Consider the following 23,921-nt stretch of genomic DNA (forward strand, 5'->3'; position numbering starts at 1 on the left):
TCTTAATTATTTTCTATATTTGCATATATACAGGATTAAGAACGTTTTTCCCTAGTTGGGGAGAAACGTTCTTTTTATTGTTTTGGAGAAATCATTATTCCATTCAATATCATGAACTGTATGGATAACATTTATTGAGGTTGGTTGTTTTTTTTGGAATGAAAAAGAATCTGTTACCTAAGTGTTAGATGTTTTGTTTAAATAAAATTATAGAAGACTTAATTATAAAATAGGCTTAATTACTTAAGTCTGTTGTTTAGTTATAATTATAATCAAAAAAGAAGCTATTATGTCCAAATACTCATATATGACCCAAGATGGGTTTGATAAATTAAAATCTGAATTAGAAGAACTAAAAACTCAAGGTCGTCAAGATGCTGCAAAGGCAATTGCTGAGGCACGTGAGAAAGGTGATTTGTCAGAAAATGCAGAGTATGATGCTGCAAAAGAAGCGCAAGGTTTGTTAGAGTTAAAAATTTCTGAAATGGAAAAGACACTCTCTACTGCTAGAGTAATCAAACAAGAAGATTTGGATGCATCATCTGTTGTTATTTTAAGTACGGTAAAAATTAAGCAGGTTAAAACCAAAAAAGAATTTGAATATACTTTGGTTTCTCAATCAGAAGCAGATTTGCGTGCAGGAAAAATTTCTGTAGATTCTCCTATTGGCAAAGGGTTATTGGGTAGAGCTGTTGGTGAAATTGCTCAAGTTCAAACCCCTAGAGGAACGATGGAGTTTGAAATCTTGAACATTGCAATTAATATCTAATAGGTCGTTCCTACTCTTAATTTTGAACGTTTAAAATAATCAAACTATGGCAAGCATATTCACCCGTATCGTAAATGGCGAGATTCCTTGCCATAAAATTGCTGAAAACGAACACTTTTTAGCTTTTTTGGATATTGCACCCGTCGCCAAAGGGCATACTTTGGTCATTCCTAAAAAAGAAGTGGACTATATTTTTGATTTGGAGGAGGAGCTTTATATTGGCTTGCATCTTTTTGCCAAGCGAGTGGCTTCTGCCATCGAAAAAACCATCCACTGTGAACGAATTGGACAAACCGTTTTAGGTTTAGAAGTTCCACATGCTCATATTCACTTAGTACCCTTACTTAATATGCAGTTTATTGACTTTAATAAACGTCAGTCTATGGAACAAGATGCTTTTAGCGCATTGGCAGCAAAAATTCAAGCTAATTTTGTGTAAATAATTTAACTCCTTTTAAAGCAGAGCGCTAATAAAAAATGAGTCATTTCAATTAAGAAATGACTCATTTTTTTATGTTTGTCTATGCTGTAAGCTTATTTTACACCATGCATTAATTTCTTAAGCAATGGGTTTAAGAACAAGATCAATACACCTGCAACAGCAGGAACAATTGTAAAGATCAAAAAGAAAACACTTAAAGAGTACTCTTTGGTGATGTTCTCAATTTGTCCACCCAAAACAGCTGCTAACTTGTTACCAATTGCAATGGCTAAGTACCACATTCCAAACATGAAAGCAATCATTCGTGCAGGAACCAACTTAGATACATAAGATAGACCTACAGGAGACAAGCACAATTCACCTAGGGTATGGAATAAATAAGCAATGATCAACCAAATCATACTTACTTTTACGCCAGCAGTAACGCCATAAGAGCCAATGGCTAAAAATCCGAATCCTACAGCCATAATAATCAAACCCAAGGCATATTTTACAGCAGCAGAAGGATTGTATTTAGAATCCCACCATTTGGAGAACAAAGAAGCAAAGGCAATAATAAAGAAAGAGTTTAAGATACTAAACCAAGAAACGGTAATCTCAACTTGATTTTCCTTAATCACCGAAACTTCAGCAGGAATAATTCCATTTTCTTTTCTCAATTCTTCGGCATGAGCTCTAAGTTTTTCAACCTTATCTTCTCCCAAATAAGCAAAATCAGTTCCTTCGTTATTCTTTTTGATGATGTTAATCTTTTGCCCAACACTAAGTGTTACAGGCTCTGCAACTTTTGTTGTTCTACTGACCAATTTATCGCTAGGATTTGGTTGGTAAGCCTCGGTAATAGGAATATAAATAGTCTCTGCCTTTCCCGTTTCTGCATTAGTACTTACTTTTTCTATTGCTTGATAAGAAACTTCATAAGCAGAAGAACTAAAATCTCTATTAATCATCCATACTACAATTCCCCAAACAATGGCAAAACAAGCAACAAGAACAATATTAGAATAAGGAATTTTCTTGAAGGTCTGTTTCCAAAGTAGGTACAATACATAAGTAATGATTAACAATGGGATAACAGTCAATAGGATATTAACAATGTTAAAAGCCAATGCAGAACTACCCGATAAGGAACGATTAACATTGTCTCTAGCAAAAATAACCAAAGAAGAAGCCCCTTGCTCAAAACTCATCCAAAAGAAGATCGTAAAAAAGGCAAAAATGATAAATGCAATCATTCTATCTCTTACAATAGGATCATATCTTAAGATTCTAGAAACGACAAGGAAAAGGAAAAGCAGTAAGCCAATAATTACCGTAAAATCTTGCCCTGCAAGTCCAAAAGCTTCAAAGTTAAACATATTGATATTACCAATTTTGGACATAGGATCATTGATCAAATAACCAAAACCAATTATAGCACTAATGACAACCAAAATTTTATCTACTAAGGTAAATGGATTTCTTTTGTCGCCATCTTCACTTTCTTCGCTGTTTGTTGTTGCAGCCGTTTTTTCTACTTTAGAAGGAATCTCACCAATATCTCCAAATAGAGGTTTAGCCAACCAGAATTGCAAGGTTCCAAAAAGCATAAAGATACCAGCAAGCCCAAAGCCCCAGCTCCAGCCAACTCGTTCTGCCAAATAACCGCACAACATCATACCAAAGAAAGCACCAGAGTTTACTCCCATATAAAAAATAGTGTAGGCACCATCTTTTTTCTCTGGAAGATCCTTATACATTTCTGAGACAATTGAGGTCATATTAGGTTTGAAAAAACCTGTACCAATTACAAGAAGTGCAAGTCCTACATATAAGGAAAACTCCGTTTCTAATGCCATGGAAGCATGCCCCAAGGTCATGATGATAGAACCTACTACAACAGCCCATCTATAGCCAATATACTTATCGGCAATTAAACCACCTAAAATAGGAGTGAGGTAAAGCAGCCCCGCATAGGTTCCAAATAAAGCACCAGCATTTTCAGCACTCCATTCCCAACCAGGGTTGTAGCTTATAGCTGCCATAGTTAAGAAATTAATCAGGAGTACTCGCATTCCATAAAAAGAAAAACGCTCCCACATTTCTGTAAAGAACAAAACCATCAGGCCGGCAGGATGTCCCAGCACTTGGGTTTCAAAAAACTCACTTCTTGTTTTTGTATCCATTTTGTAAATTTTTGTATTTTGATAGATCAACTAAAGAGTTAGATTATGAAGTTGTTTAAGAACGGAAAATCAGCGAAACTAAAGCTAGTTTTCAGTTACTCATTGTTAAAAAATTGCTCCATAACACTGCTATGAATTAGATTTTTATTTCGATTGCCTAAAAGGTTAATAATCATTGTGCTTAAGTGAGTTTGCCATCGGATCAGTTCAACAAAATGGCGAAGCACTCACAAAGTAATTCGATTTTTAAACAACTCCTATTTATTCCGAATCCTCTGCGCCATGAGTAAGTCTTTGTAGTGGTTTTCTGATTAGAATAACCAATATTCCAAAGATGGTACAGAAAACACCAATCCCTGTAAAAATTGCAAGCTCACCTAAATCAGAGGCAGATTCTCCTATTAGACCAGCTACTTTGTTGCCAAGACCAGTGGCCGCAAAATAGGATCCCATCATAAAAGCCATCCATCTTTCAGGGGCTAATTTTGTAATAAACGATAGTGCTACAGGCGAAGCACAAAGCTCACCAAGGGTATGAAATAGGTAAGCAAGGACTAGCCATTGCATGCCTGATTTTTGAATAAGTTCACCTGCTGCATCGTAAGTTACTTCGCTGCTGGCAATAGACATAAAGAAAAATCCCCACCCCATAATAATGACACCAATAGCCATTTTAAATAAAGCAGAAGATTCATTTTTTCTGTTTTTCCACCAGACCCAAAAACTCCCCACTAAGGGAGCAAACATCAAAATAAAGATTGCATTAACAGATTGAAACCAACTAGCAGGCACCATAAAACTTCCCAAAGATAAGTCTGTTTTTTGTTTGGTATAAATATTCATTAAGCCTCCTGCTTGTTCAAATGCTCCCCAAAAAATAATAATAATCAGAAAGGAAAGATAGGTTACTAATATGCGATCTTTTTCCACCTTGTTGCCATCATTATAAACGACAATCGCAACGCCTACAGCAAATGCAAGCCCCATAACTAGCAGCCCATAAGCCAAGGAACCCCAATAGCCCCAAATAAAAAGACCAAGTGCAAATGTAAAGGCAAAACCAATGATAGAATTGCTCGCCTGAAAAATAGAAGCAATAAGGTTGTTGTTTTCAGTTGTCTCTATTGTGTCTTTTTCTTCTACGACAAGATTACCTACATGAGATAGATAAGGTTGACCATACCAATAGGTAAGTTGTCCTAATGCCATACCAATTCCTGCTAAACCAAAACCATAGTGCCAACCAATTTTTTCTCCAACATACCCCACCAATAAGGCAGATGTTGCAGCTCCTAGGTTAATCCCCATATAAAAAATATAGAAACCCATATCTCTTTTATCTTGGTCGTTTTTAGGGTACAAACCACCAACCATAGTCGATATATTAGGTTTTAACATACCTACACCGAGAACAATTAAGAACAATCCAGTATAAAATGCCCACAATACCTCAATGGCGAGGACAGTGTGCCCTGCAACGAGTAGAAGACCACCAATAAAAACAGATTTGCGTTGTCCTAATAGTTTGTCGGCTATAATACCACCAGGGATAGAAGCAACATATACAAACATGGTGTACCAACCATAAAGGGCAATCGCACTTTCTTCCGTCCATCCTAGACCTGGGTTATTTGTTCCTGTTTCAGCAACAAGATAAAGCGTAAGGATGGCTCGCATACCATAATAGGAAAAGCGTTCCCACATCTCTGTAAAGAACAAAATAAATAAACCTACTGGATGCCCAAAGAATGTTTTTTGGGAGGAATTATCTAATGTATTATTATGCATTATAAATAGATATTTGAGTGTTTAATCATTATTTGCACTATACACAGAGATATAGTTCATAAGAAAATTGAGGCTAGCCAAGGAAAATAATTGGAATTTTAGTACACTTATTATTTCGTAGGAAACCCTAAGGCTCACCTAGTAACCACGTAGTAGCACGCATTAGGCTGATTATTACATGAGTAGGTTATCAGTAAAATATTTTTTTGTTGTTTAAAATCCTAATGTGTTGCTAATTAAGTTAATTTAAGGTGGTTTTTATCGAAAAACTAAAAAACACGAAGTATTATATACTAAAATAAATTGTTTTCTATTGAATCACCCAAAAAGAGCGGAATTTAACGATAAATAATTTTGCTTAGTTGTTTATACGATCTGTATAGGCATTTCTAAGCAGAAAACTATTATTTCAATTAAAGTTGAAAGGTAAGAAAATACTCACGAAATGAGAATTCAAGGCAGGGGAAATAGAGGAAGCATTGTAAAATTAATGTAAATAAGGCCAATTTTGAGTGAAATGGGGAACTATTTGTATGGAAGTTGTTTGAAAGTACTGAGGCTTGCCTACAGCGGTATGAGCAAATCATCTATACAATATGGGGCAATTTTATTGTATAAATAAAATACAACAAGTAAACATATAATGCTCATTTAACAGTCCTATCTTTTTTTAGGGATAAAAGGGATCAATTATTGGCTTTTTGTCCCGCTCTTAGTTTGCCTTTGTTTCTAACTTCCTGTGCCTCAATGACCAAGATTTTCTTGGCATTTTCTTTTTGGATATAACTGTATTTTCCAGCACCAATGGTACTGAGGTCTTCCAATAGTGCTTTGTGGTGGGTGTATTCCTTTTGAGAGAAGTAAAAAACACTCAGTCGAACAGGATCTTTATCCCTTGTTTTTCGCTTAATGATTTGTTTGGTTCGATTGTTAAGCTTAAACCCACCATCTGTGGCCATGATAATTCGATTATTACCATTTTTGATGATACTTTCTTCTATGGTTTTATAGGCAAGTCGAATTCCTTTATTGGCATCACTCATGCCACTAGAAGCTAGACCATCAATGATGGACAAAATTTGTTTTTTGTTGGCTTCAGAAGTGACCGAACTAGGAGGGAGGACAACCTGTGCTTTGCCCGAATAAGTAATCAAGGTGATATTATCTTCTGCTCTCATCAAATCTAGTAACTGAACAAGTGCTTCCTTTAATAAGGGAAGTTTGTTCGTATCCTTCATAGAAGAAGATATATCCAATAAGAAGACTAAATTATTGGTAGCGAAACCATTTAAATTCATATCTCCAATTTCAGGATTATTTTTGCGATACTCAATACTATCTGCTATATGTTGAGCTAGGGCAATGCTATCTGATTTTACCTGAGCAAGGCTATCCGAGGTACGTTTTTCTTGAAGCTTTTTTTGTATTAATTGTTCAATGTCAATGTCAGGAGTCTGATACTGCTCATATTCTGGAATATCTGGATAAAGTACTTCGAACATGTGCGGCATTTCATGTTCATAAAGCCAGTAAACATCATTGTCGTTAATAAAATTATTAAACAGAGTTGCGGCACCATTACCTGCACGATTATAATTATCTAACAAATGGATGTTGTAATAGTAATAATTAGGTTTGAATTGCTCCTTTTGGTAAAGGGGAGCTTGTTTGTATTCATTGCTTGATTTTAGGATCTTTTTTGCTCTATCTAGTAAGGCTGCAAATCGTTGCTCAGGAGAATGCAGCGAATTTGGAGTTCGTTTTAAGCCATGTAGAATTTGATCTTTTTTTGAGTCGAGACGCCGAATGAACTCATTTAGTTTTAGGCAATTATAATTTAGAGAACTACTCCCATCATTTGCCCGAATAGATTTAATGACCAATTTGATTTGTTTCAAAAAAGGCTGTAGCTCTTGCATGGTTCGCAAAGCATTACTATCTATTTCTGGCTGATTGTAGGTTTGAATAATGGATGAGAGATTCCAGTGCAATTTTTCTTGAAGGGTAAACATGTCATAGTACAAGACTTCTACTCTTCGCAGCCACTTAAAACCTTGAACTAAGTTGGTGTCTTGTAGGTAATCACCAGATGATATATATCGCTCAACCAATGAACGAGTATTATTTATTTCTTTTAGGACATTAACCACTTTGCCAATTAATTGGAGGGGAGCGCCTCGTTTGTCATAAGGGATGTAAATATTGTCATCAAGAATGTTAGGGTATAAATCTTTAGGGTAAATCGGAAAGTACTCTGCATTCGTTAAGATGTCCTCTTTTGTATAACGGATTGTTGTAATGCTATCTTCAACATAATGATAGAACTGGTCATTAATATTAAGGAAATCAAAGTACATTAAGTTGAGCGCATGGGACACTTCATTTGAGTAACTAATATAGTTATTTAATGCTCTATACGTTGATTTCGATAAGCGTTGATTTTGAGCCTGTACATAAGATAGACCAAAAGAAAATACTAGAATAAGGGATAGTATCTTTTTGTATAAAATTTTTTTTGCCATATTGGATTATTGCTGACAATATCTTGCACATCAGCAGAAACATCAATCTGTAATTTGGTGTTTAGGTTTATAGTTCACAAAATTGCTGCCAAGCTTTTTTTGTTAATGCAGCCGTTAAATTTTCGATATAATAGGCTCCAGAAGCAGGATCAATTACTCGATTTAGGTAACTTTCAGATTGCAATAAGTGTTGTACGTTACGAGCAATCCTACGAGTAAAATCATCGGCTTGGTTTAAGCCACTACAAGGACGAACATAGATACTATTAACACCAGCAATCGCCGATGCCATTGCTTGTGTTGTGGCTGTGATCATATTCCAATACTGATTTTCATGCTGGTCACTTAGCGTTGATGCATGAAGGGTAGGGAATAATGCTTTAGGAGCTTGATAAGCCTCTAATAAGCCAAGCCAAAGTCGTTTGAAGGCTCTAATACTAGAAAGTTCAACAAAGTAATGTTCTCCAATATTAAATTCAAAACGTAAAAGATGTGTAACTTGTTCTATATTCATTCCTTTATCCAATAAAAAAAGTATCCATTGATTGGCCGTATCAATCGCTTGGCTCAAACTTGTACTGGAAGAATTGGGGATTGCGATCGTAATCAATTTTAGATTTGGAATTGCTGTAGCACAAAAATCAGAACAGAGCAAAAGTTCCTCTTTTGTAATATTACCAAAATCACAGCTGCCATTAAGGGCTTGGGCATTGGTGATTTGGGCTAGATGCTCCAAAAACACCTTTGTATTGGAAAGAAGGGCGGCTCCTTTAAAATGTATATGAACCAAATCCAGCAATACCCCCTTTAATAATAAAGATAATTCGTTAAGACTGGGAAAGTGTTCAAAATTTAGAATTAGCGCATTAGCTCCTTTGGATAAAGCATCTAGGATTAATTGATTGACTGTTGAATAATCTGAAGGCGTTTGAATCAAAAAGGCTTCACATATATTCCAGTTGTTATTGATGGCTAAATCTGCACTGCCTAAATATTGAGTAGTCGTGGTTGCTTGGCGATGAACGGGTGAGATAACAAGCTCATCTTCGATTTCCCAATTTAAACTATCTACTGGTTTGCCTTTCAAAAATTTCTCAATAGCAGCCAACCAATCTTCAGTTGTTACAGCTTCAAATTCTTGAAATAGATTCTGTGTATGTTCCATATTTGTGATTTCCTTTGTCATAACTTATTTCTATTCCTTACTAGAACGTCTATTTTAGTTTCGTATGTAGATTAAACACAAAGAGTAGATCAATTTTTCGTTAAATGACAAAGTTCAAATTTGTGTAGAATTATCATCAATTGTTTTATAAAAAAGTTAACTTTTGCTATGTTGCTTTATCTTTAAATCTAAGGGGAATTCTCATATCAACTTTGATCAGCAAAAATACAAATTCTTATGGAATTGAAAAAGTTTTCTTTGATTAGTTTATAATACAAAAATTATTGTTTTGGAGTATAATTTATTGGTTGTTAAGTTTTTGTATGTTTGTTGCTATCTTTGTCATTTCTACAAATAAAAAGATTAAAAGTTTAATCTTAAACGTATACTTTTTTAAGTCAGATAATGTTGGTTTTTTTGTATTATAAGGGGATAAAAAACGATTAGATTCTTTTGCCCTTGACAAAAGCGTTAAATTTGCTTTAACCTAACGCAAATTGAAGTTAATGTATTTTTGAAATTTGAGCGAAACGGCTATTGGATTCAGTGGAAAAGAATCAAATGTATTCTTAGGTTATTAAAAATAAACGATGTACAGGGCAAACTATATCAGGAGCAAAGCGGTCTAGCATCTAAGATCGAAACATAGTTTTAGCTTAAACGGTACTTTATAAGTATCCTTTATCTGTTTAGCTTGCTTTGCTCGTGGGCACTTTGTTTTATAGTTTGTCTTATACTCAGAAAAATAAAATAAACATTTTTAGATAAAATAGACTTTATTGCGAAACAGAATTGATAAAATGCATTCGTATCACGTCTAATCTATAGATAGCTATTGGGTTGTCTTAATGAAAAAAAAAATAGATAATGAAAGCTGTTATTCCAGTTGCAGGAGTTGGAACCCGTTTAAGACCACATACTTATACTCAACCTAAGCCACTTATTCCCGTGGCAGGAAAGACCTTAATTGCTTCTATTATAGATCAGTTAGTGGCAGAAGGAGGAATAACAGAATTTATTTTAGTCATTGGTTATTTGGGGGATAAAATAAGGAACTATATAGAGGCTCGTTACCCTGACTTGGATATAACGTTTGTTTATCAAGAAGCGAGGCTGGGATTGGGACATGCTATGTATACTGCAATTTCGGCCTATGAGGATTCGGAAGAAATTTTAATTGTATTAGGAGATACTATTTTTGAGGGGAATCTCAAAACCCTAATGCAGCAACCTAATTCTTGCTTGGGGGTAAAAAAAGTGGACGATCCAAGGGAATTTGGGGTTGTAGAATTGGGAGATGACGGGTACATCAGGCGTGTTGTCGAAAAGCCTCGTATCCCAAAATCAAACATGGCATTAGTGGGCTTGTACAAAATATCAGAAGTTGCGGATTTTATAGAGGCCTTAAAATATATTGTAGACAATAATATTTTAACGATTGATGAATATCAGCTGAGTGATGCGTTAATGAGAATGGTTGAAATGGGCGTGAAGTTTACTACTTTTGAGGTAGACAATTGGTATGACTGTGGTAAAAAAGATATTTTGTTGGATACCAATGCAATGTTGCTGAGACGGCAAGGGAATGCTTCAGAAAATATTCCTGCCTTCGAAAATACAATTATCGTTCATCCTGTCAGTATTGGAGAAAACTGCCAAATCAAAAATTCTATCATTGGTCCAAATGTTTGTATCGGTGATCATTCCGTGTTAAATTATGCGATTGTTAGCGATTCTATCATAGGTAGTTATGCGCTAATAGAAGAGGCTGTACTCCAAAAATCAATTATTGGTAGCGATGCCTCCATCAAAGGGTTAAGTTTAAGTTTGAATATTGGTGATAATACAGAAATAGATTTTTCATAAAAGTCCGATTTAGGATCATTTAACAAGTGACATTGTGAAGTATTCTTTGGACTATACAATTAGAACATCTTATAGAAATGGAACAGTTAAAAGCTTATCAAGAGGCAAATAAACAGCGTTATTTAGATGAATTATTAGATTTATTGCGAATACCTTCTGTTAGTGCAGATTCTAAGTTTGAAGCAGATGTGATACAAACGGCTGAATTTATCAAAGAAAAATTGATTGAAGCAGGAGCGGATAATGTAGAAATTTGTGAAACAGCAGGGTACCCTATTGTTTATGGGGACAAAATTATAGATCCTAATTTACCCACAGTTTGTGTATATGGGCATTATGATGTGCAGCCTGCTGATCCAATCGAATTATGGGAGTCTGGGCCATTTGACCCTGTGATCAAAAAAACGGATATACATCCTGATGGAGCTATCTTTGCTCGTGGTGCTTGCGATGACAAAGGGCAAATGTATATGCACGTTAAAGCATTTGAAAGCATGATGGCAAATAATGCTTTGCCTTGCAATATTAAGTTTATGATAGAAGGAGAAGAAGAAATTGGTTCTCCTAGTTTAGGACCTTTTATTCGAGCTAATGCAGATAAATTTGCTTGTGATGTTATTTTAGTTTCGGATACAGGGATGATTGCCAATGATGTGCCTTCTATTTGCACAGGATTGCGTGGCTTGAGTTATGTAGAAGTAGAAGTAGTGGGACCCAATAGAGATTTGCATTCTGGAATTTATGGTGGAGCAGTGGGCAATCCCGCTAATGTATTGGCTAAGATGATTGCTTCTTTGCACGACGAAAATGGTCACATTACAGTAGAGGGGTTTTATGATGATGTAGAAACCGTATCGGATGAAGAACGGGAAGCAATGAACAAAGCTCCTTTCTCGCTAGAAGTCTATAAAGAACATTTAGATATTGACGCAGTACAAGGAGAAAAGGGATATACGACACTTGAACGTGGCTCTATTCGCCCTACATTGGATGTCAATGGAATCTGGAGTGGTTATATAGGAGAGGGAGCCAAGACGGTATTGCCCTCAAAGGCAAATGCTAAGATTTCTATGCGTTTGGTGCCCAATCAAGATTCTGAAACGATCACTAGACTGTTTAAAGAACACTTTGAAAAAATAGCTCCTGATTCTGTCAAAGTAACCGTAACGCCTCATCATGGTGGCGAACCTGTAGTAACACCTACAACAGGGATTGCTTATCAAGCTGCGGACAAAGCTTACCAAGCTACCTTTGGAACGGCTGCTATTCCTCAACGTTCTGGTGGATCTATTCCAATTGTGGCAATGTTTGAAGAAGTATTGGGGGTAAAAACTATTTTGATGGGATTTGGCTTAAATTCAGATGCCATACATTCTCCCAATGAGCATTATGGTTTGTTCAATTATTATAAAGGAATAGAAACCATACCTTACTTTTATCAATATTTTACAGAAATGTCTGCTCAATAGGAATTCTTAAAATAATAGGAGAAGTTGAGCAAAAACGCCTCAACTTCTCCTACTTGCTGTTTTGATAACGAACCAATGCGGGTCTAAGCTTCTTTTTCTGCTTCCATGGCTGCCGAAAAGAACTGATTCCAAGCCCTTCCTATTTTGTAATGGTTCAGCACCCAATCCATCAAATCCTCTCTCAACAACAGAGACTCATTGTCTGTATATTCGGCCATAAAATAGAACTGTTTATTGGCAATTAGAGGCTGTATAGCATGGGCTTCTTTAAATGCTTTGGGAATGCGTTTAATTTGTTCTCCCTGAATCGTACCATATAATCGTTGAAATGCTGGATCGGCTAATAACTCCTGTACCTGTTTAGGATTTTTAGCGATATGCTCACGAATCAATAATAAATTTTCTTTATCAGGCTTATACATACCACCCCCTAGCCAAACTTCGCCTACTCCAAATTGAATATACAAACCTGGAATTTGCATATTTTTGCGTCCAGCTTGTGAAATAACGGCGCTACGATGCAATTTATAAGGTGTTTTATCTTTTGAAAAACGAATATCTCGATTAATCCTAAAAACAGCATTCTTGACTTCCAGATCTAGTGTTGAGTCATATTGTGTTCGAATATTTTGTATTAAATCGGTTAGAAATCTAGCAAAGGCTTGTTTGACTTCTTTTTCATAGGTTTTTTTATGCTCATGGAACCAATCTTTGTGATTATTGGCTGCTAAACCCTTAAAAAAATTGTTGAACCCTTCAGTGAAATATTGCATATTATTGAGAGGATAAGTATGGATAAAATTGATGGACTAAAAACCTATTAAAGATACTAGATTATTTGAAAAAAGGAAAGGGATAATAAGTTAAATCTGATGTGAAATTGAGATGTCGATAGAATTATCGATTTGGAAGATTATACCGTTTTTTTTCTTTGATTTAGGTTATTTTTGTGTTATAAATTACCTTTAGATAGTTCACGACTATCAATAAAAATCAATAGTATATGAAAGCACTTAGGTTATCTAGCGTATGGATTTTTTTAGGTCCAGCAATTATTTTGTTTAGTGCCGTTATTATTGCTTTAGCGTTTCCTCTAGACAATGCTTTGGCATTTGGAATTACTGCTGATTTAACGTTAACAGCGCCGTTCGTTTATTTTTGCCTAATTTATGGTCGGAATATCCCAAAAACAACGGTAGCTCCTGTTTTAATAATTGGACTTATAATTGGAACTTTGGTTTTGCCACAAGAGCATCAAATGTATCTTAATGGAATAAAAAAATGGCTACTTCCATTGATAGAAATACTTGTCTTAATTGTAATCGTAAGCAAACTTTATCAAGCACGAAAAATTTATAAGGCAAGTCCCCAAACTGATTTTTATAGCCGTTTATTGGCGGTAACACAGACCTTATTTCCTGCTCGAATAAGTTATTTTATGGCAGCTGAATTGAGCATCCCTTATTATTGTTTGGGGAGCTGGCGCCCTTTAAAATTAGAAGCGCATCAATTTTCTTATCACAAGAAAAACGGCAGCATTACCTTGTTGTGGGGGCTAATTCTGTTGTTAGTTGTTGAAACAATCGCTTTTCATTTTTTATTGGCCTTATGGAGAGAATGGATTGCATGGATCGTGACGATTTTGAGCGTTTATACCTGCTTGCAGGTACTTAGTTTAATCAGAAGTATGGCAAAAAGACCCCTTGAAATTCATGGTCAAAAGCTATGGTTAAAATATGGAACATTAGGAGAGGCAGAGGTATCTTTAGCGAATATTAAACAAGTTAGTAATTATAATAAAACTAAGCCGATAGAAGGAGCGATTTATTTGTCTCCTCTTGGAGATATGGAATACCCCAACTTGTGCCTAGAATTTGAAACTCCCATTATTGTTAGGGGGGCTTTGGGAAGGCAGAAAGAGGCTAAACACTTGTTATTATTTGTAGACGAGTGGCAGGCTTTTAGGACAAGGATAGAACATTCAAAACAAGAACAAAGCAACGAATGAAAACCAAAAACGTATTTCTAATTCACCTGATATTATGGCTGGTTTTTGTGCTGCCCATTAGCTCTGCTTCTATTTTTGTATTCAAAGTAAATCCAGAGCTAATTTGGTCTATCTATCCAGCGGCAACTTGGGCTTATATCGTTACCGATACCATTTATAATATCCTCAGTTTTGGAGTCTCTTTTTACCTCTTTTATTTTTTTGTATTTAAATGGCTGTTTTTATCCCCCCTTACAAAGATAAATTGGCTAAAGAGTCTCGGCTTGTTTTTGGGAGAGTATATATTAGAACTTCTAATTATGGAACAAGTTTATCCACCAGATGTTGCCTATCCAGACATTATGGTTGGGATAGAGGTTACGATGCTGATATGGTTGCTGTTTCGTTTGGGGTTGGCGATAGGGGCAAGGGCTTTGATAGAGTATATCAACGAACGAAATCAACGAAAAAAATTAGAGCAATTTAATTTTCAGAGCGAATTATCCTTGTTTAGAGCGCAGGTAAATCCTCACTTTTTGTTTAATACGCTCAACAATATCGATGCCTTAATCTACACAAATCCTGACCAAGCTTCTGCCACGCTCATCAAATTATCTAAACAAATGCGTTATCTGCTTTATGATTCTAATACAGAGCAGATTGATCTAGGCTCAGAGATAGAATTTATTCAAAACTATATCGATTTGGAACGAATTCGTCTTAAAAATAAAAAATTTGTATTGTTGAAAACCAGCGGAAATCTGGAAGGAATTAGAGTGGCACCAATGCTTTTTATTGCTTTTGTTGAGAATGCTTTTAAACATTGTAAGAATCGAGAAAAAGACAATGGTTTGCAGATTGAATTAAGGGTTGAGGAAGAAACATTGGTTTTTGAGTGTGAGAATGATTATGACGAAATAGTGTCCAACCAAAATGTAAAATATAGCGGTGTAGGATTAGATTTGGTAAAAAAGCGTTTAGATTTGATCTATGGAGCAAATTATCAATTAACTATTAATTCAGCCGATAATCGTTATAAGGTACAATTGACTTTGCCCTTGTCTTATTGATCGGGCGTTTATAGATACATAAATAATCTTGGAGATGAAAATTAACTGTATTATAATAGAAGATGAGCCCTTGGCTAGCAAAAAATTAAGCACTTTTATTGAACGGCTGCCAGCCCTAAACTTATTGCAAAGCTTTGACAATGCTTTATCAGCAATCGATTTTATTTCCTCTAATCGTATTGATTTAATCTTTTTAGACATCCAAATGGAGCAATTGACAGGGATCGAATTTTTGGAAAGCGTACAAACAAATGCCCAAGTTATTATTACAACGGCTTATAGTGAGTTTGCTTTAAAAGGTTATGAATTACGTGTATCGGATTATTTGCTCAAGCCCTATTCTTTTAGTCGATTTGTACAGGCAATTGATAAAATAACCATCCAACATCAGTTGTTGCAACCTGGTCGGGAAGAAAAAGATTTTATTTTTGTCAAAACAGAATATAGGGTAGAAAGGGTCAACCTAAACGATATTCTTTATATAGAAGGAATGAAAGATTATTTGCGTTTGGTGACAACAATGGGAAATATTATGACCTTGCAGCGATTCAAAACCTATGAAGCTTATTTGCCAGCGCATCAGTTTGCACGAGTGCATAAATCGTATATTGTTGCCATAGCCAAAATAGAAAGCATCGAACGCAATCGAATAAAAATCGGCGATCAACGGATTCCAATTAGTGAGACCTATCGAGAACGGTTCAATAAATTATTGGAAGGAAAGCGTTTTTAAGGATGGGGAATTTTCTTATCCATTAAGGTTGAGATGGTGTTTTGCGTTACTCAGCACATTATTTGTATCTTGTATAAACTTTCTCGATGTTTTGCTAAATTTAGCAGACTTTTGGTTGAGAAACGAATTTTATAGGCTAAGAAGTTGTTAAAAAATGATCTTAACACCTGCGATCCAACCATAGCAGCCATCGGATCGGCAGCTATTTTTAGCCCCGTAGCTGCTTCGCAGTTCACAACACACAAAGTCTATCAGACTTTGTGTTAGTTCATAGCTACGAAACAAAAAACGAGCTTTCGAGCTGGCTTAATGTTAGTACATTAATGGACTAAGCCGATAACTACTAGCTTTGATCTCGAACTTTTATCATGAACATCGTGAATAAAATCAACAACATTTTTAAACAACTTCTAACAATAAAATCAACAGGATGCAATATTCATTTTTATTAATTTTGGTAATGGTAGCGATGGGAATGGGGAGTTGTGAAAAATCAACCCTTGCAACATGCCCAACTTCTTGTTCAAATGACAACTTACAGCATATCAAACGTGTTTTATTAGTAGGAATAGATGGTTGTCGTTCTGATGCAGTGCAAAAAGCAGCAACCCCTCATTTAGATCAGTTGATTCAAAATGGTCGTTATAGCTGGGAGGTGGATTGTGACCGTGCTGATGCTTGGGCTGCAGTAGGCTGGTCTTCTTTGTTAACAGGGGTATGGGCTAATAAACATGGAGTGTACGACGATTTTTATGGCAGCAAAAATTATGAGCAATATCCCCATTTTTTGTGCAGAATAAAAAATTATAACTCGTGTTTTAGAACGGCATCGATTGTGCATTATTCGGATTTAAATGACGAAATAGCCGCTCCTTGTAATTCTGATGTTCTACTGGATTATGATGAGGATAAAAAAGTAAGAGAAGCAACCAAAAATTATATTGATGACTGTAATCTAGATGTTCTTTTTGTGAATTTTGACGATGTTGACCATGCAGGTCATCTTAAGGGCTTTCATCCCGATATTCCACATTATATCAATGCCATTGAGCAGGTAGATGCCCATTTAGGAGTTATTCTGGAGGCAATTTATCAGCGGGAAGCCAATAAAAATGAAGATTGGTTAATCATAGTCAGTAGTAATCATGGAGGAGAGAAGGATGGAACCCACCTCAATGCCAGCCATCCAGATGTAGGGCATGTTTTGGGGCTGTTTAGAAAACGTAATATGACGCATCGGGGATTAATGCCTGTGGCTCCTTCTTTGGTTGATATTGTGCCTACAATTCTAGATCATTTGTCCGTTCCAGTTGATACTACTTGGGGATTGGATGGGAGGAGTCTTAATCTGTAGTGTGCAAGTATTCCCAACGTTTTTTGTAAGGCTTAAAATTGGGCTAGCTTTTAGCTATTTTAGATTCCCTTTATAACTTAGTTGGAGTCTGAACAATAAAAAATGCAAAACTAGAAGGGACCTAGTTTTGCATTATTTTTAGGTATAGGGGAGGAGCTACTTTAGATCTTTGAGTGTTGGTGTAGATCTCATACAAAAGTAACCGTCTATTAAATAAGGACGATGGAGAGGGGATTAAAATGAAAAAAAAGATAATTAATTGAATGATTAATTAATAGCAAAACCTATGCCAATATTTAATATAATTTGCCAAAAAATAAAAGACCTAGATAGAAACAGAAAAACTCTTAGACCTTTTAATAAGGAATAAGAGTTATCTATATGTTGATCAATAATAACCTAAGTTATTAAATATTAATCTTCTACTTCTACGTCGTCAATTGTGTTTTCAACATCTTCTTCAACAATAGCTTCTGTTTTGTCGATAATTGTACGTCCACGGTAAGAACCGCAAGCATCACAAATGCGGTGTCTCAATACAGGAGCACCACAGTTGTTACAACTAACTACATGAGGAGCTGTAATCTTGTAGTGAGTACGACGTTTGCGTTTACGCTGCTTTGATATTCTACTCTTCGGATGTGCCATCTTTTATTTTATTTAAACGTTATTATTTTAATTTTTTTAACTCGTCCCAAATTGGGTTTATATTGTCATTGTTATCAACTTCTTCTTCAGAAGTTTCAATGTCTTCATTTATTTGCAAATATTTCAAAACATCAGGATCACAAGTATACTGTCCTTCATCATTAAGTGGATGCACTTTGCGCATAGGAATACTCAACATGAGTAATTCATAAAGCATTTCGGCTATATTAATAGAGCTGGTTCCTTCCTTGAGATAAACAACATTGTATTCATCGTCATCCGTTGGAATTTCGCTTACTATTTTAACCATAATTTGTTCACTCCCTTCAACAGGCAGTTCAAATTCCTCAATGCAAACATCACAAGGAGTTAAGACGGTACCCTGAATATTGAAATTAAACTCCAAACTATTTAAAAACTTAATTAGTGAGAGACTAACATCAACAGAGCCTTCTTGTACCAAGGTTGCTTCAAAATGTTTTAAGAACTTGTTATCTATTTGATAATCAAATAAATGCTCACCATCTGCTAAACTTGCAAAATTTATGGTGAAAGATTTAAGAGCTTTCATTGACTTAGTTTTTTCTGAAAACGCCGTGCAAAGGTAGAAAAAAAAATAGAACCTAGCAATTAAAATCAGATTACTTTTGTAAAAATCTAAAAACTAATTGTTTTGCCCCTTTTTTAATCCATAGAGGAATAAAGGGGGAGGTAGAAGAGCGATTTTTCTCAAAAGACTATTTTAGATTCCAATGATTTATTTCTCGGCTAATAAATTTTTAATGGCATCTTCTAGTGCTTGCCCACGTAAATTTTCATAGCGAATGATGCCTTTTTTATCGATCAAGAATGTTTTCGGAATAGAATTTACACCATAGAGCGCTGCAACAGGACTACTCCAACTGCGCAATTCCGATACATGATTTTTCCATTTTAGTTTATCTGTTTTGATCGCCTGTTTCCATTTACCCTTTTCTATTTCAGTAGCTTTGGCAATTGTTTCGGGATTGTTTTGGTACATTGCTGCTCGTTTGTCATCAATACCATCTAAAGAGACATTAAAAACATCAAAGCCCTTTTTGTTGTATTTGGAGTATAGTTGTACGACATGGGGGTTAGCCATGCGGCAAGGGCGGCACCAACTTGCCCAAAAATCCAATAAAACAACTTTTCCTCTTAAGGAGCTTAACGCAATCTTTTTTCCTTCAGGGTTGGGCAAGTTTATTTCAGGAGCTTCAGCGCCAACGGCTACAGGTTGCGCTTTAAGTTTTGCCTCCATAGATAAAACCTTAGAATTAAATTGTTTGGTGTAAAGATCATTGGGATAAGCAGCTTTGAGCGATTCCAATACCTTTTTATATACCTTAATATTGGCTACCAAGTCCAATTTTTCTACCAAATAAAGGTGCAATAGAGGTTTTTCTTCCGCTGTTTCTTCCAAGTAAGACTTGATTTTCTTAGCGTCAAGGTCTGCATTCCAAGTCTTCATTTCTTCGGCATGCAAACTTCCTGTCAAGCTATAATCTTGAATTTTATAACCATCCATTGTTGCAGTGATGTCAATATTTTCACCCCCTTTGAGCAGCATATAAACGGGCTTAGCTCCTAAGCGAACTCTGTAAATACCAGGAGTTTTGATACCTGTTTTTAATTCAAAATTGCCAGTTGCATCTAAAAGTGTTGTACCCACTACATCTGTAGCATCCAATGTTTTTTTGTCAAAAAATATTTTTTGCCCTTCTTTAAGACCAGTAATTGTGCCTTTTATCGTTGTTGGAGTTCCTTCAATTTTTTTGACCGTATTGCTGGCCACAGGACTGGCACTAGCTGTTGTTGTTTTATCTCCAGTGTTGGTATCTGTGGTAGTAGAGTTAGTCGTAGTGTCTGAGCAACTGATTAGGATGCTTGAAACCAAAAACAAGATGTAATATTTTTTCATGGTTAAATTTCCAGTTGTATTAAAGCGGCTAATAAATAAGGTTACTGTAACAATTTTGCATTACTTCGTTAAAAAAATCGTATTAGACTTTGAAAAAGTACTTGTTTTTAACAAAAAGCTTGCGGTGGTATTACCTTCTATTCTACCTTAACTACAACAGGGTTCTAGTAAGATGTTTACAAAAAGAGGTAATAAATTTTAATACTCCGTTGATTATTCCCTACGGTCATGAGATAGTTTTTTAGTAAAAAACGTAAAAAACAGTGCCTTCGCTTTTATAGCTTTGGCTACAAGCATGCCCAGTTCACTGCGTTCATGCACTATATTGATTATTACATGAGCTAGCAAAGCTAGGTTATCAGTTTTTTAGTATTTTAAATCACCAAAACAAACAACACTAATAATCAACTGCGCAGCACTCATGCAATAATGCAGTACAATTTTTTAACGGAGTAATGAAGTTTGGAAAACATGCAAAATACGAACTTATTATGATAGATTCTTTGAAATAACCTATTTTTAAGATTTCCGTAAGTATTTTGTTACAAATATTAGCGAGGATGTCGTTCACTAATATCATACTGAACGATTGCTTGACGATTTAATCTAAAATTATTGCCCGTCCAGATAAGAGCAACTTTATACGCTTCGTTTTGAGCAATTTCATCTTTATTAAGATAATTTTCGTGGTTAAGATGTGCTTGTAAATAGTGAATGTCAGCAGCTTTTAGGTTAAAATAAATATGATTCTCGTTAATATTTAAGTTATTGTCTTGGTTTAAAAAAGTTTGAGTTGTGATCAAGGGGAGTTGATAATTGATGTTTTCCCAATGACGATTGTTGTATTGGAAAAAAGCCTGATCTACAATTTGTGTGTTATGGCGTTGTTCATCAATCAATTCTTGCGAAACAAAAAGAATATCTTTTTGAGTGATGGAGTTGAATACTGCTAGTCGAATCTGCTCCATTCGTTCATATTCATCGTCCTTGTTGGCAGCCTTTTCGGTTATTTGTAAATAATTGCCCACCCAATCTAGATGATAGTTATCGGTTTCTTGTTGCTGAAGCAAATCTCTACGATCCTTTGACGACATATTTTGTATTCCATCCAAGACGAGTTCTTTGCGAGATAGCTTAATAAAGGCTTCTTTTACAGAAAGCCGTTTTTTATGATCCTCTGAAGTTCTTGTTTTTAAGGTATCTACAACCTCTAGTTTTGCTTGGTCAGGTTCTATGTTGAGTGGCATATCAGCAGTACAACCTACAAAAACACTATTAAACACGATAACAATTATCGAAAAGAAGTAAATATCTTTCATTGTTGCGCAATTAATTTATAAGTAAAATTTTAGTGGAGTGCATAGTCGTTGAAAAAGGGCGTGAATATTTCGTTCATAAATTGTATTTAAAACTGAATATTTCGTTCGTAAATGGTTCTAGAATACAATAAAAAATTGATAGTCAACAAAATTAAATAAAATCTATGAAGTGTTCTCCTCCAAGATACAATTTTTAATTGAAAGATAAAAGCTATTGCATTGGTATCCAATGGGCGAACCTTTCCTTGTCTTTCTGAGAAAGAAAGCTTGTTTATAGACTAATAATATGTAATTCAAACAAGAATAAAAATGTAAGTAGTTAATTTTTGTCTAACTGCATATTCTCTATTACCTTTGCCCCAGAAACACCAAATAAGTAAATAGATGGATGAAGTAGTATAGCCTGTAGGGTTTAAGACTATCTACTGGATTGCAAATAATTGCTTAAAATATGCTTGACTTACATTCTTGTATTAGATCAAATTGTAATTATGAAAGGAATGAGTAAAATTGTGCTGCTTGTAGCAGCAGCAGTGTCAGGTATTTTTGTCTTAATTTTAGGAAATAATCCATTAGGGGGAGGGGATGCCGTCAACACCCAAGACAACAACTATAATAACCAGCCAGTAGTGTCTAATAGAGATCGGAATACAGATGTATATCCCCAATCTATTGACGATAATCTGCCAGAAACGGGCTTGAATTATATCCCTACACAGCAACTAGGGGATCAATTGATTAAGTATCGTTATTACGCCCTATCTTATTCTAGCCAGCATCAAAATGCAGAATGGGTAGCCTATGAATTGAGAGGGGCTCGGTTAGATTTAGCTTATCGGAAAGAACGAAAAAACTTCAAATCAGATCCTAATATTAGGACAGAGGCCAGCAGCTTGGATTATGCCAATTCAGGTTATGATCGAGGGCATTTGGTGCCTGCACATGACATGGACTTCAGTGAACAGGCGATTGAAGAAAGTTTTTATATGACCAATGTTAGTCCTCAAGTTCCTGATTTTAACAGAGGAATTTGGAAACGTTTGGAAGAAAGGGTTCGGACATGGGCAAAAAAGGAACAACGACTTTATATTGTTACAGGCCCTTTATTGCGTAGCAATGTTGATGCAGCCAATCGCATTAATGGCAATGGTCCAACGATACCTCGAGGGTTCTACAAAATAGTGCTAGATTATGAGGGACCCCAAAAGAAGGCAATTGCATTTATGTTTAAAAATAAAGAAATTCAACAGCCGCTCGAAAATTTTGTTACAACGATAGATCGAGTTGAGGCTTATACTGATTTAGATTTTTTTCCAGATTTGACAGAGGAAGAACAGGCTATTTTGGAGGCGACTACTAATCCTGAAGCTTGGGGTTTTAAATAGCAGAGGAAGACTTCGTTCTAATAGGATTAGGTGATTGCTATTCCACCATAAAATGTAGCAGGAAAAGGATAAATCAAAGAACGCAAACTATTAATATCAAGATATGGAATATCCCATTTACGAAAAAGGTAAATTTAAGTATATAGAAGAAGGTGAGGGTGATACCGTTATATTGTTGCATGGCTTGTTTGGCTCTATGGGCAATTATGAAGCACTTATAAAAGGATTAAAATCTAACTATAGATTAGTTGTCCCTTTGTTGCCAATCTTTGAACTTCCGAGTAGAAAAGTATCTATGACAACACTAATGGAACATGTGCATGAATTTATCCTTACGCAAGGATATACCACGATTCATATTGTCGGAAATTCCTTGGGAGGGCATATCGGATTATTGTTGACCTTAAAAGCTCCTGAGTTGGTTCGAACATTGACCTTGACAGGAAGCTCTGGTCTGTTTGAAAATGCTTTGGGGAATTCTTTTCCTCGTCGAAAAAGCTATGAATTTGTCAAAGAAGTAGCCCAAAAGACATTTTTTAATCCTGATATAGCATCAAAAGCCTTAATTGATGAAATTTTTGAAATTGTAAATACGCCAACTAAAGGGCTAAATATTGTTATCACTGCTAAATCAGCTATGCGGCATAATTTAGAACATGAACTGCATAAAATAAAGCTACCAACCTTATTAATTTGGGGAAAAAATGATACGATTACTCCTGCATTTGTAGGGGAGGACTTTCATCAAAAAATTGAACAATCTGAATTGCATATCTTAGATGAATGTGGTCATGCCCCTATGATGGAAAAACCAGCCGAATTTATTACTTTGTTAATGGCATTTTTGGAACGATATCCGATTTTGAAAACGAAGTAAAAAAGCCTATTATTTGAGGAGTTGTTAGGGCAATAGGCTGCCTACAAAACCAATTACCATATAAACTAAGACGACTCCTAAAACTAAGTTAGGAGGGGGGAAATTGGCTTCATTTATTAGGTTGCGTTGTTCTTCTGCTAATTCAATCTTTGCTTTCAATTTTAAGATTAATTTTAGCCCTATGGTTGCTTCAAATAGCCCCAATAAACCCGCTAAAGTAATTCCTGCTATAGGAAAAATCATTAGGCTTGCATAATAACTTACTCCCAAGTAAATCATTAAAGAAAGGGGGCATAAATAAGAAAAATTAAACTCAAATTTTCTAGAGGCAATAGAACCTATAACAGTTAGTAAGCTAACACAAATGAGTCCAAGAAATAAGATTAATAAGTAAGTGTGGAGCATATTAATTTTGTATTCGTA

The 23,921-nt window shown here is 35.4% G+C and carries 20 protein-coding genes; 10 read left to right on the plus strand and 10 right to left on the minus strand.

Annotated elements, in window-relative coordinates; all coding sequences use genetic code 11:
- Positions 1-289 precede the first annotated feature (289 nt).
- Positions 290-769 (plus strand): transcription elongation factor GreA, encoded by a 480-nt coding sequence (gene greA / locus AsAng_RS28685; RefSeq protein WP_264790595.1) that lies wholly within the window; start codon positions 290-292, stop codon positions 767-769.
- A gap of 46 nt (positions 770-815) precedes the next feature.
- The gene (locus tag AsAng_RS28690) at positions 816-1,208 is read left to right on the plus strand and encodes an HIT family protein (RefSeq protein WP_264790596.1); all 393 of its coding nucleotides are present in this window, start codon (positions 816-818) and stop codon (positions 1,206-1,208) included.
- Positions 1,209-1,303: 95 nt separating this feature from the next.
- Here the strand turns inward: AsAng_RS28690 and AsAng_RS28695 are convergent, their stop codons facing one another.
- The 4 genes from AsAng_RS28695 to AsAng_RS28710 all read right to left on the minus strand — a co-directional run bounded on the left by AsAng_RS28695 (position 1,304) and on the right by AsAng_RS28710 (position 8,872).
- Entirely contained in the window at positions 1,304-3,376 is a 2,073-nt protein-coding gene (locus AsAng_RS28695; protein WP_264790597.1) for a peptide MFS transporter, read from the minus strand.
- Positions 3,377-3,637: 261 nt separating this feature from the next.
- On the minus strand, positions 3,638-5,164 hold the full coding sequence (locus AsAng_RS28700; protein WP_264790598.1) for a peptide MFS transporter: 1,527 nt from the start codon (positions 5,162-5,164) through the stop codon (positions 3,638-3,640).
- 686 nt (positions 5,165-5,850) lie between these two features.
- Positions 5,851-7,686 carry a vWA domain-containing protein gene (locus AsAng_RS28705; protein ID WP_264790599.1) on the minus strand — a complete coding sequence of 612 codons (1,836 nt, stop codon included), beginning with the start codon at positions 7,684-7,686 and terminating at the stop codon, positions 5,851-5,853.
- A gap of 67 nt (positions 7,687-7,753) precedes the next feature.
- Positions 7,754-8,872, minus strand: coding sequence for a methylmalonyl-CoA mutase family protein (locus AsAng_RS28710; RefSeq protein WP_264790600.1), 1,119 nt, complete (start codon positions 8,870-8,872; stop codon positions 7,754-7,756).
- 846 nt (positions 8,873-9,718) lie between these two features.
- On the opposite strand from AsAng_RS28710, the gene AsAng_RS28715 reads away from it, so the two are divergent.
- Positions 9,719-10,717 (plus strand): sugar phosphate nucleotidyltransferase, encoded by a 999-nt coding sequence (locus tag AsAng_RS28715; RefSeq protein ID WP_264790601.1) that lies wholly within the window; start codon positions 9,719-9,721, stop codon positions 10,715-10,717.
- A gap of 77 nt (positions 10,718-10,794) precedes the next feature.
- Positions 10,795-12,186 carry a dipeptidase gene (locus AsAng_RS28720; protein WP_264790602.1) on the plus strand — a complete coding sequence of 464 codons (1,392 nt, stop codon included), beginning with the start codon at positions 10,795-10,797 and terminating at the stop codon, positions 12,184-12,186.
- An 83-nt stretch (positions 12,187-12,269) separates the two neighbouring features.
- On the opposite strand, the gene AsAng_RS28725 is transcribed toward AsAng_RS28720, so the two are convergent.
- Positions 12,270-12,959, minus strand: coding sequence for a DUF2461 domain-containing protein (locus AsAng_RS28725; RefSeq protein WP_264790603.1), 690 nt, complete (start codon positions 12,957-12,959; stop codon positions 12,270-12,272).
- A gap of 230 nt (positions 12,960-13,189) precedes the next feature.
- Here AsAng_RS28725 and AsAng_RS28730 point away from each other — a divergent pair, with 230 nt between their 5' ends.
- The 4 genes from AsAng_RS28730 to AsAng_RS28745 all read left to right on the plus strand — a co-directional run bounded on the left by AsAng_RS28730 (position 13,190) and on the right by AsAng_RS28745 (position 17,330).
- Complete coding sequence (locus tag AsAng_RS28730; RefSeq protein ID WP_264790604.1) at positions 13,190-14,194, plus strand: hypothetical protein; 1,005 nt, start codon at positions 13,190-13,192, stop codon at positions 14,192-14,194.
- Positions 14,191-15,243 (plus strand): sensor histidine kinase, encoded by a 1,053-nt coding sequence (locus AsAng_RS28735; RefSeq protein ID WP_264790605.1) that lies wholly within the window; start codon positions 14,191-14,193, stop codon positions 15,241-15,243. Before AsAng_RS28730 ends, AsAng_RS28735 begins: the two co-directional genes overlap by 4 nt.
- A gap of 34 nt (positions 15,244-15,277) precedes the next feature.
- Positions 15,278-15,976 carry a LytR/AlgR family response regulator transcription factor gene (locus AsAng_RS28740; protein WP_264790606.1) on the plus strand — a complete coding sequence of 233 codons (699 nt, stop codon included), beginning with the start codon at positions 15,278-15,280 and terminating at the stop codon, positions 15,974-15,976.
- A 430-nt stretch (positions 15,977-16,406) separates the two neighbouring features.
- Positions 16,407-17,330 (plus strand): alkaline phosphatase family protein, encoded by a 924-nt coding sequence (locus AsAng_RS28745; RefSeq protein WP_264790607.1) that lies wholly within the window; start codon positions 16,407-16,409, stop codon positions 17,328-17,330.
- 414 nt (positions 17,331-17,744) lie between these two features.
- On the opposite strand, the gene rpmF is transcribed toward AsAng_RS28745, so the two are convergent.
- The 4 genes from rpmF to AsAng_RS28765 form a co-directional block, all read right to left on the minus strand.
- Positions 17,745-17,978, minus strand: a complete 234-nt coding sequence (gene rpmF / locus AsAng_RS28750; protein ID WP_264790608.1) for a 50S ribosomal protein L32 — start codon at positions 17,976-17,978, stop codon at positions 17,745-17,747.
- 22 nt (positions 17,979-18,000) lie between these two features.
- On the minus strand, positions 18,001-18,549 hold the full coding sequence (locus tag AsAng_RS28755) for a YceD family protein (RefSeq protein ID WP_264790609.1): 549 nt from the start codon (positions 18,547-18,549) through the stop codon (positions 18,001-18,003).
- 186 nt (positions 18,550-18,735) lie between these two features.
- On the minus strand, positions 18,736-19,917 hold the full coding sequence (locus AsAng_RS28760) for a TlpA disulfide reductase family protein (protein ID WP_264790610.1): 1,182 nt from the start codon (positions 19,915-19,917) through the stop codon (positions 18,736-18,738).
- 551 nt (positions 19,918-20,468) lie between these two features.
- On the minus strand, positions 20,469-21,236 hold the full coding sequence (locus AsAng_RS28765; protein ID WP_264790611.1) for a hypothetical protein: 768 nt from the start codon (positions 21,234-21,236) through the stop codon (positions 20,469-20,471).
- A 491-nt stretch (positions 21,237-21,727) separates the two neighbouring features.
- Here AsAng_RS28765 and AsAng_RS28770 point away from each other — a divergent pair, with 491 nt between their 5' ends.
- Together AsAng_RS28770 and AsAng_RS28775 are read left to right on the plus strand one after the other, a co-directional pair.
- Positions 21,728-22,621 carry a DNA/RNA non-specific endonuclease gene (locus AsAng_RS28770; protein WP_264790612.1) on the plus strand — a complete coding sequence of 298 codons (894 nt, stop codon included), beginning with the start codon at positions 21,728-21,730 and terminating at the stop codon, positions 22,619-22,621.
- Positions 22,622-22,724: 103 nt separating this feature from the next.
- Positions 22,725-23,498, plus strand: coding sequence for an alpha/beta fold hydrolase (locus AsAng_RS28775; protein WP_264790613.1), 774 nt, complete (start codon positions 22,725-22,727; stop codon positions 23,496-23,498).
- A 24-nt stretch (positions 23,499-23,522) separates the two neighbouring features.
- Here the strand turns inward: AsAng_RS28775 and AsAng_RS28780 are convergent, their stop codons facing one another.
- The gene (locus AsAng_RS28780) at positions 23,523-23,903 is read right to left on the minus strand and encodes a hypothetical protein (protein ID WP_264790614.1); all 381 of its coding nucleotides are present in this window, start codon (positions 23,901-23,903) and stop codon (positions 23,523-23,525) included.
- Positions 23,904-23,921 lie beyond the last annotated feature (18 nt).

Source organism: Aureispira anguillae, from assembly GCF_026000115.1.
GTDB classification, from domain to species: domain Bacteria; phylum Bacteroidota; class Bacteroidia; order Chitinophagales; family Saprospiraceae; genus Aureispira; species Aureispira anguillae.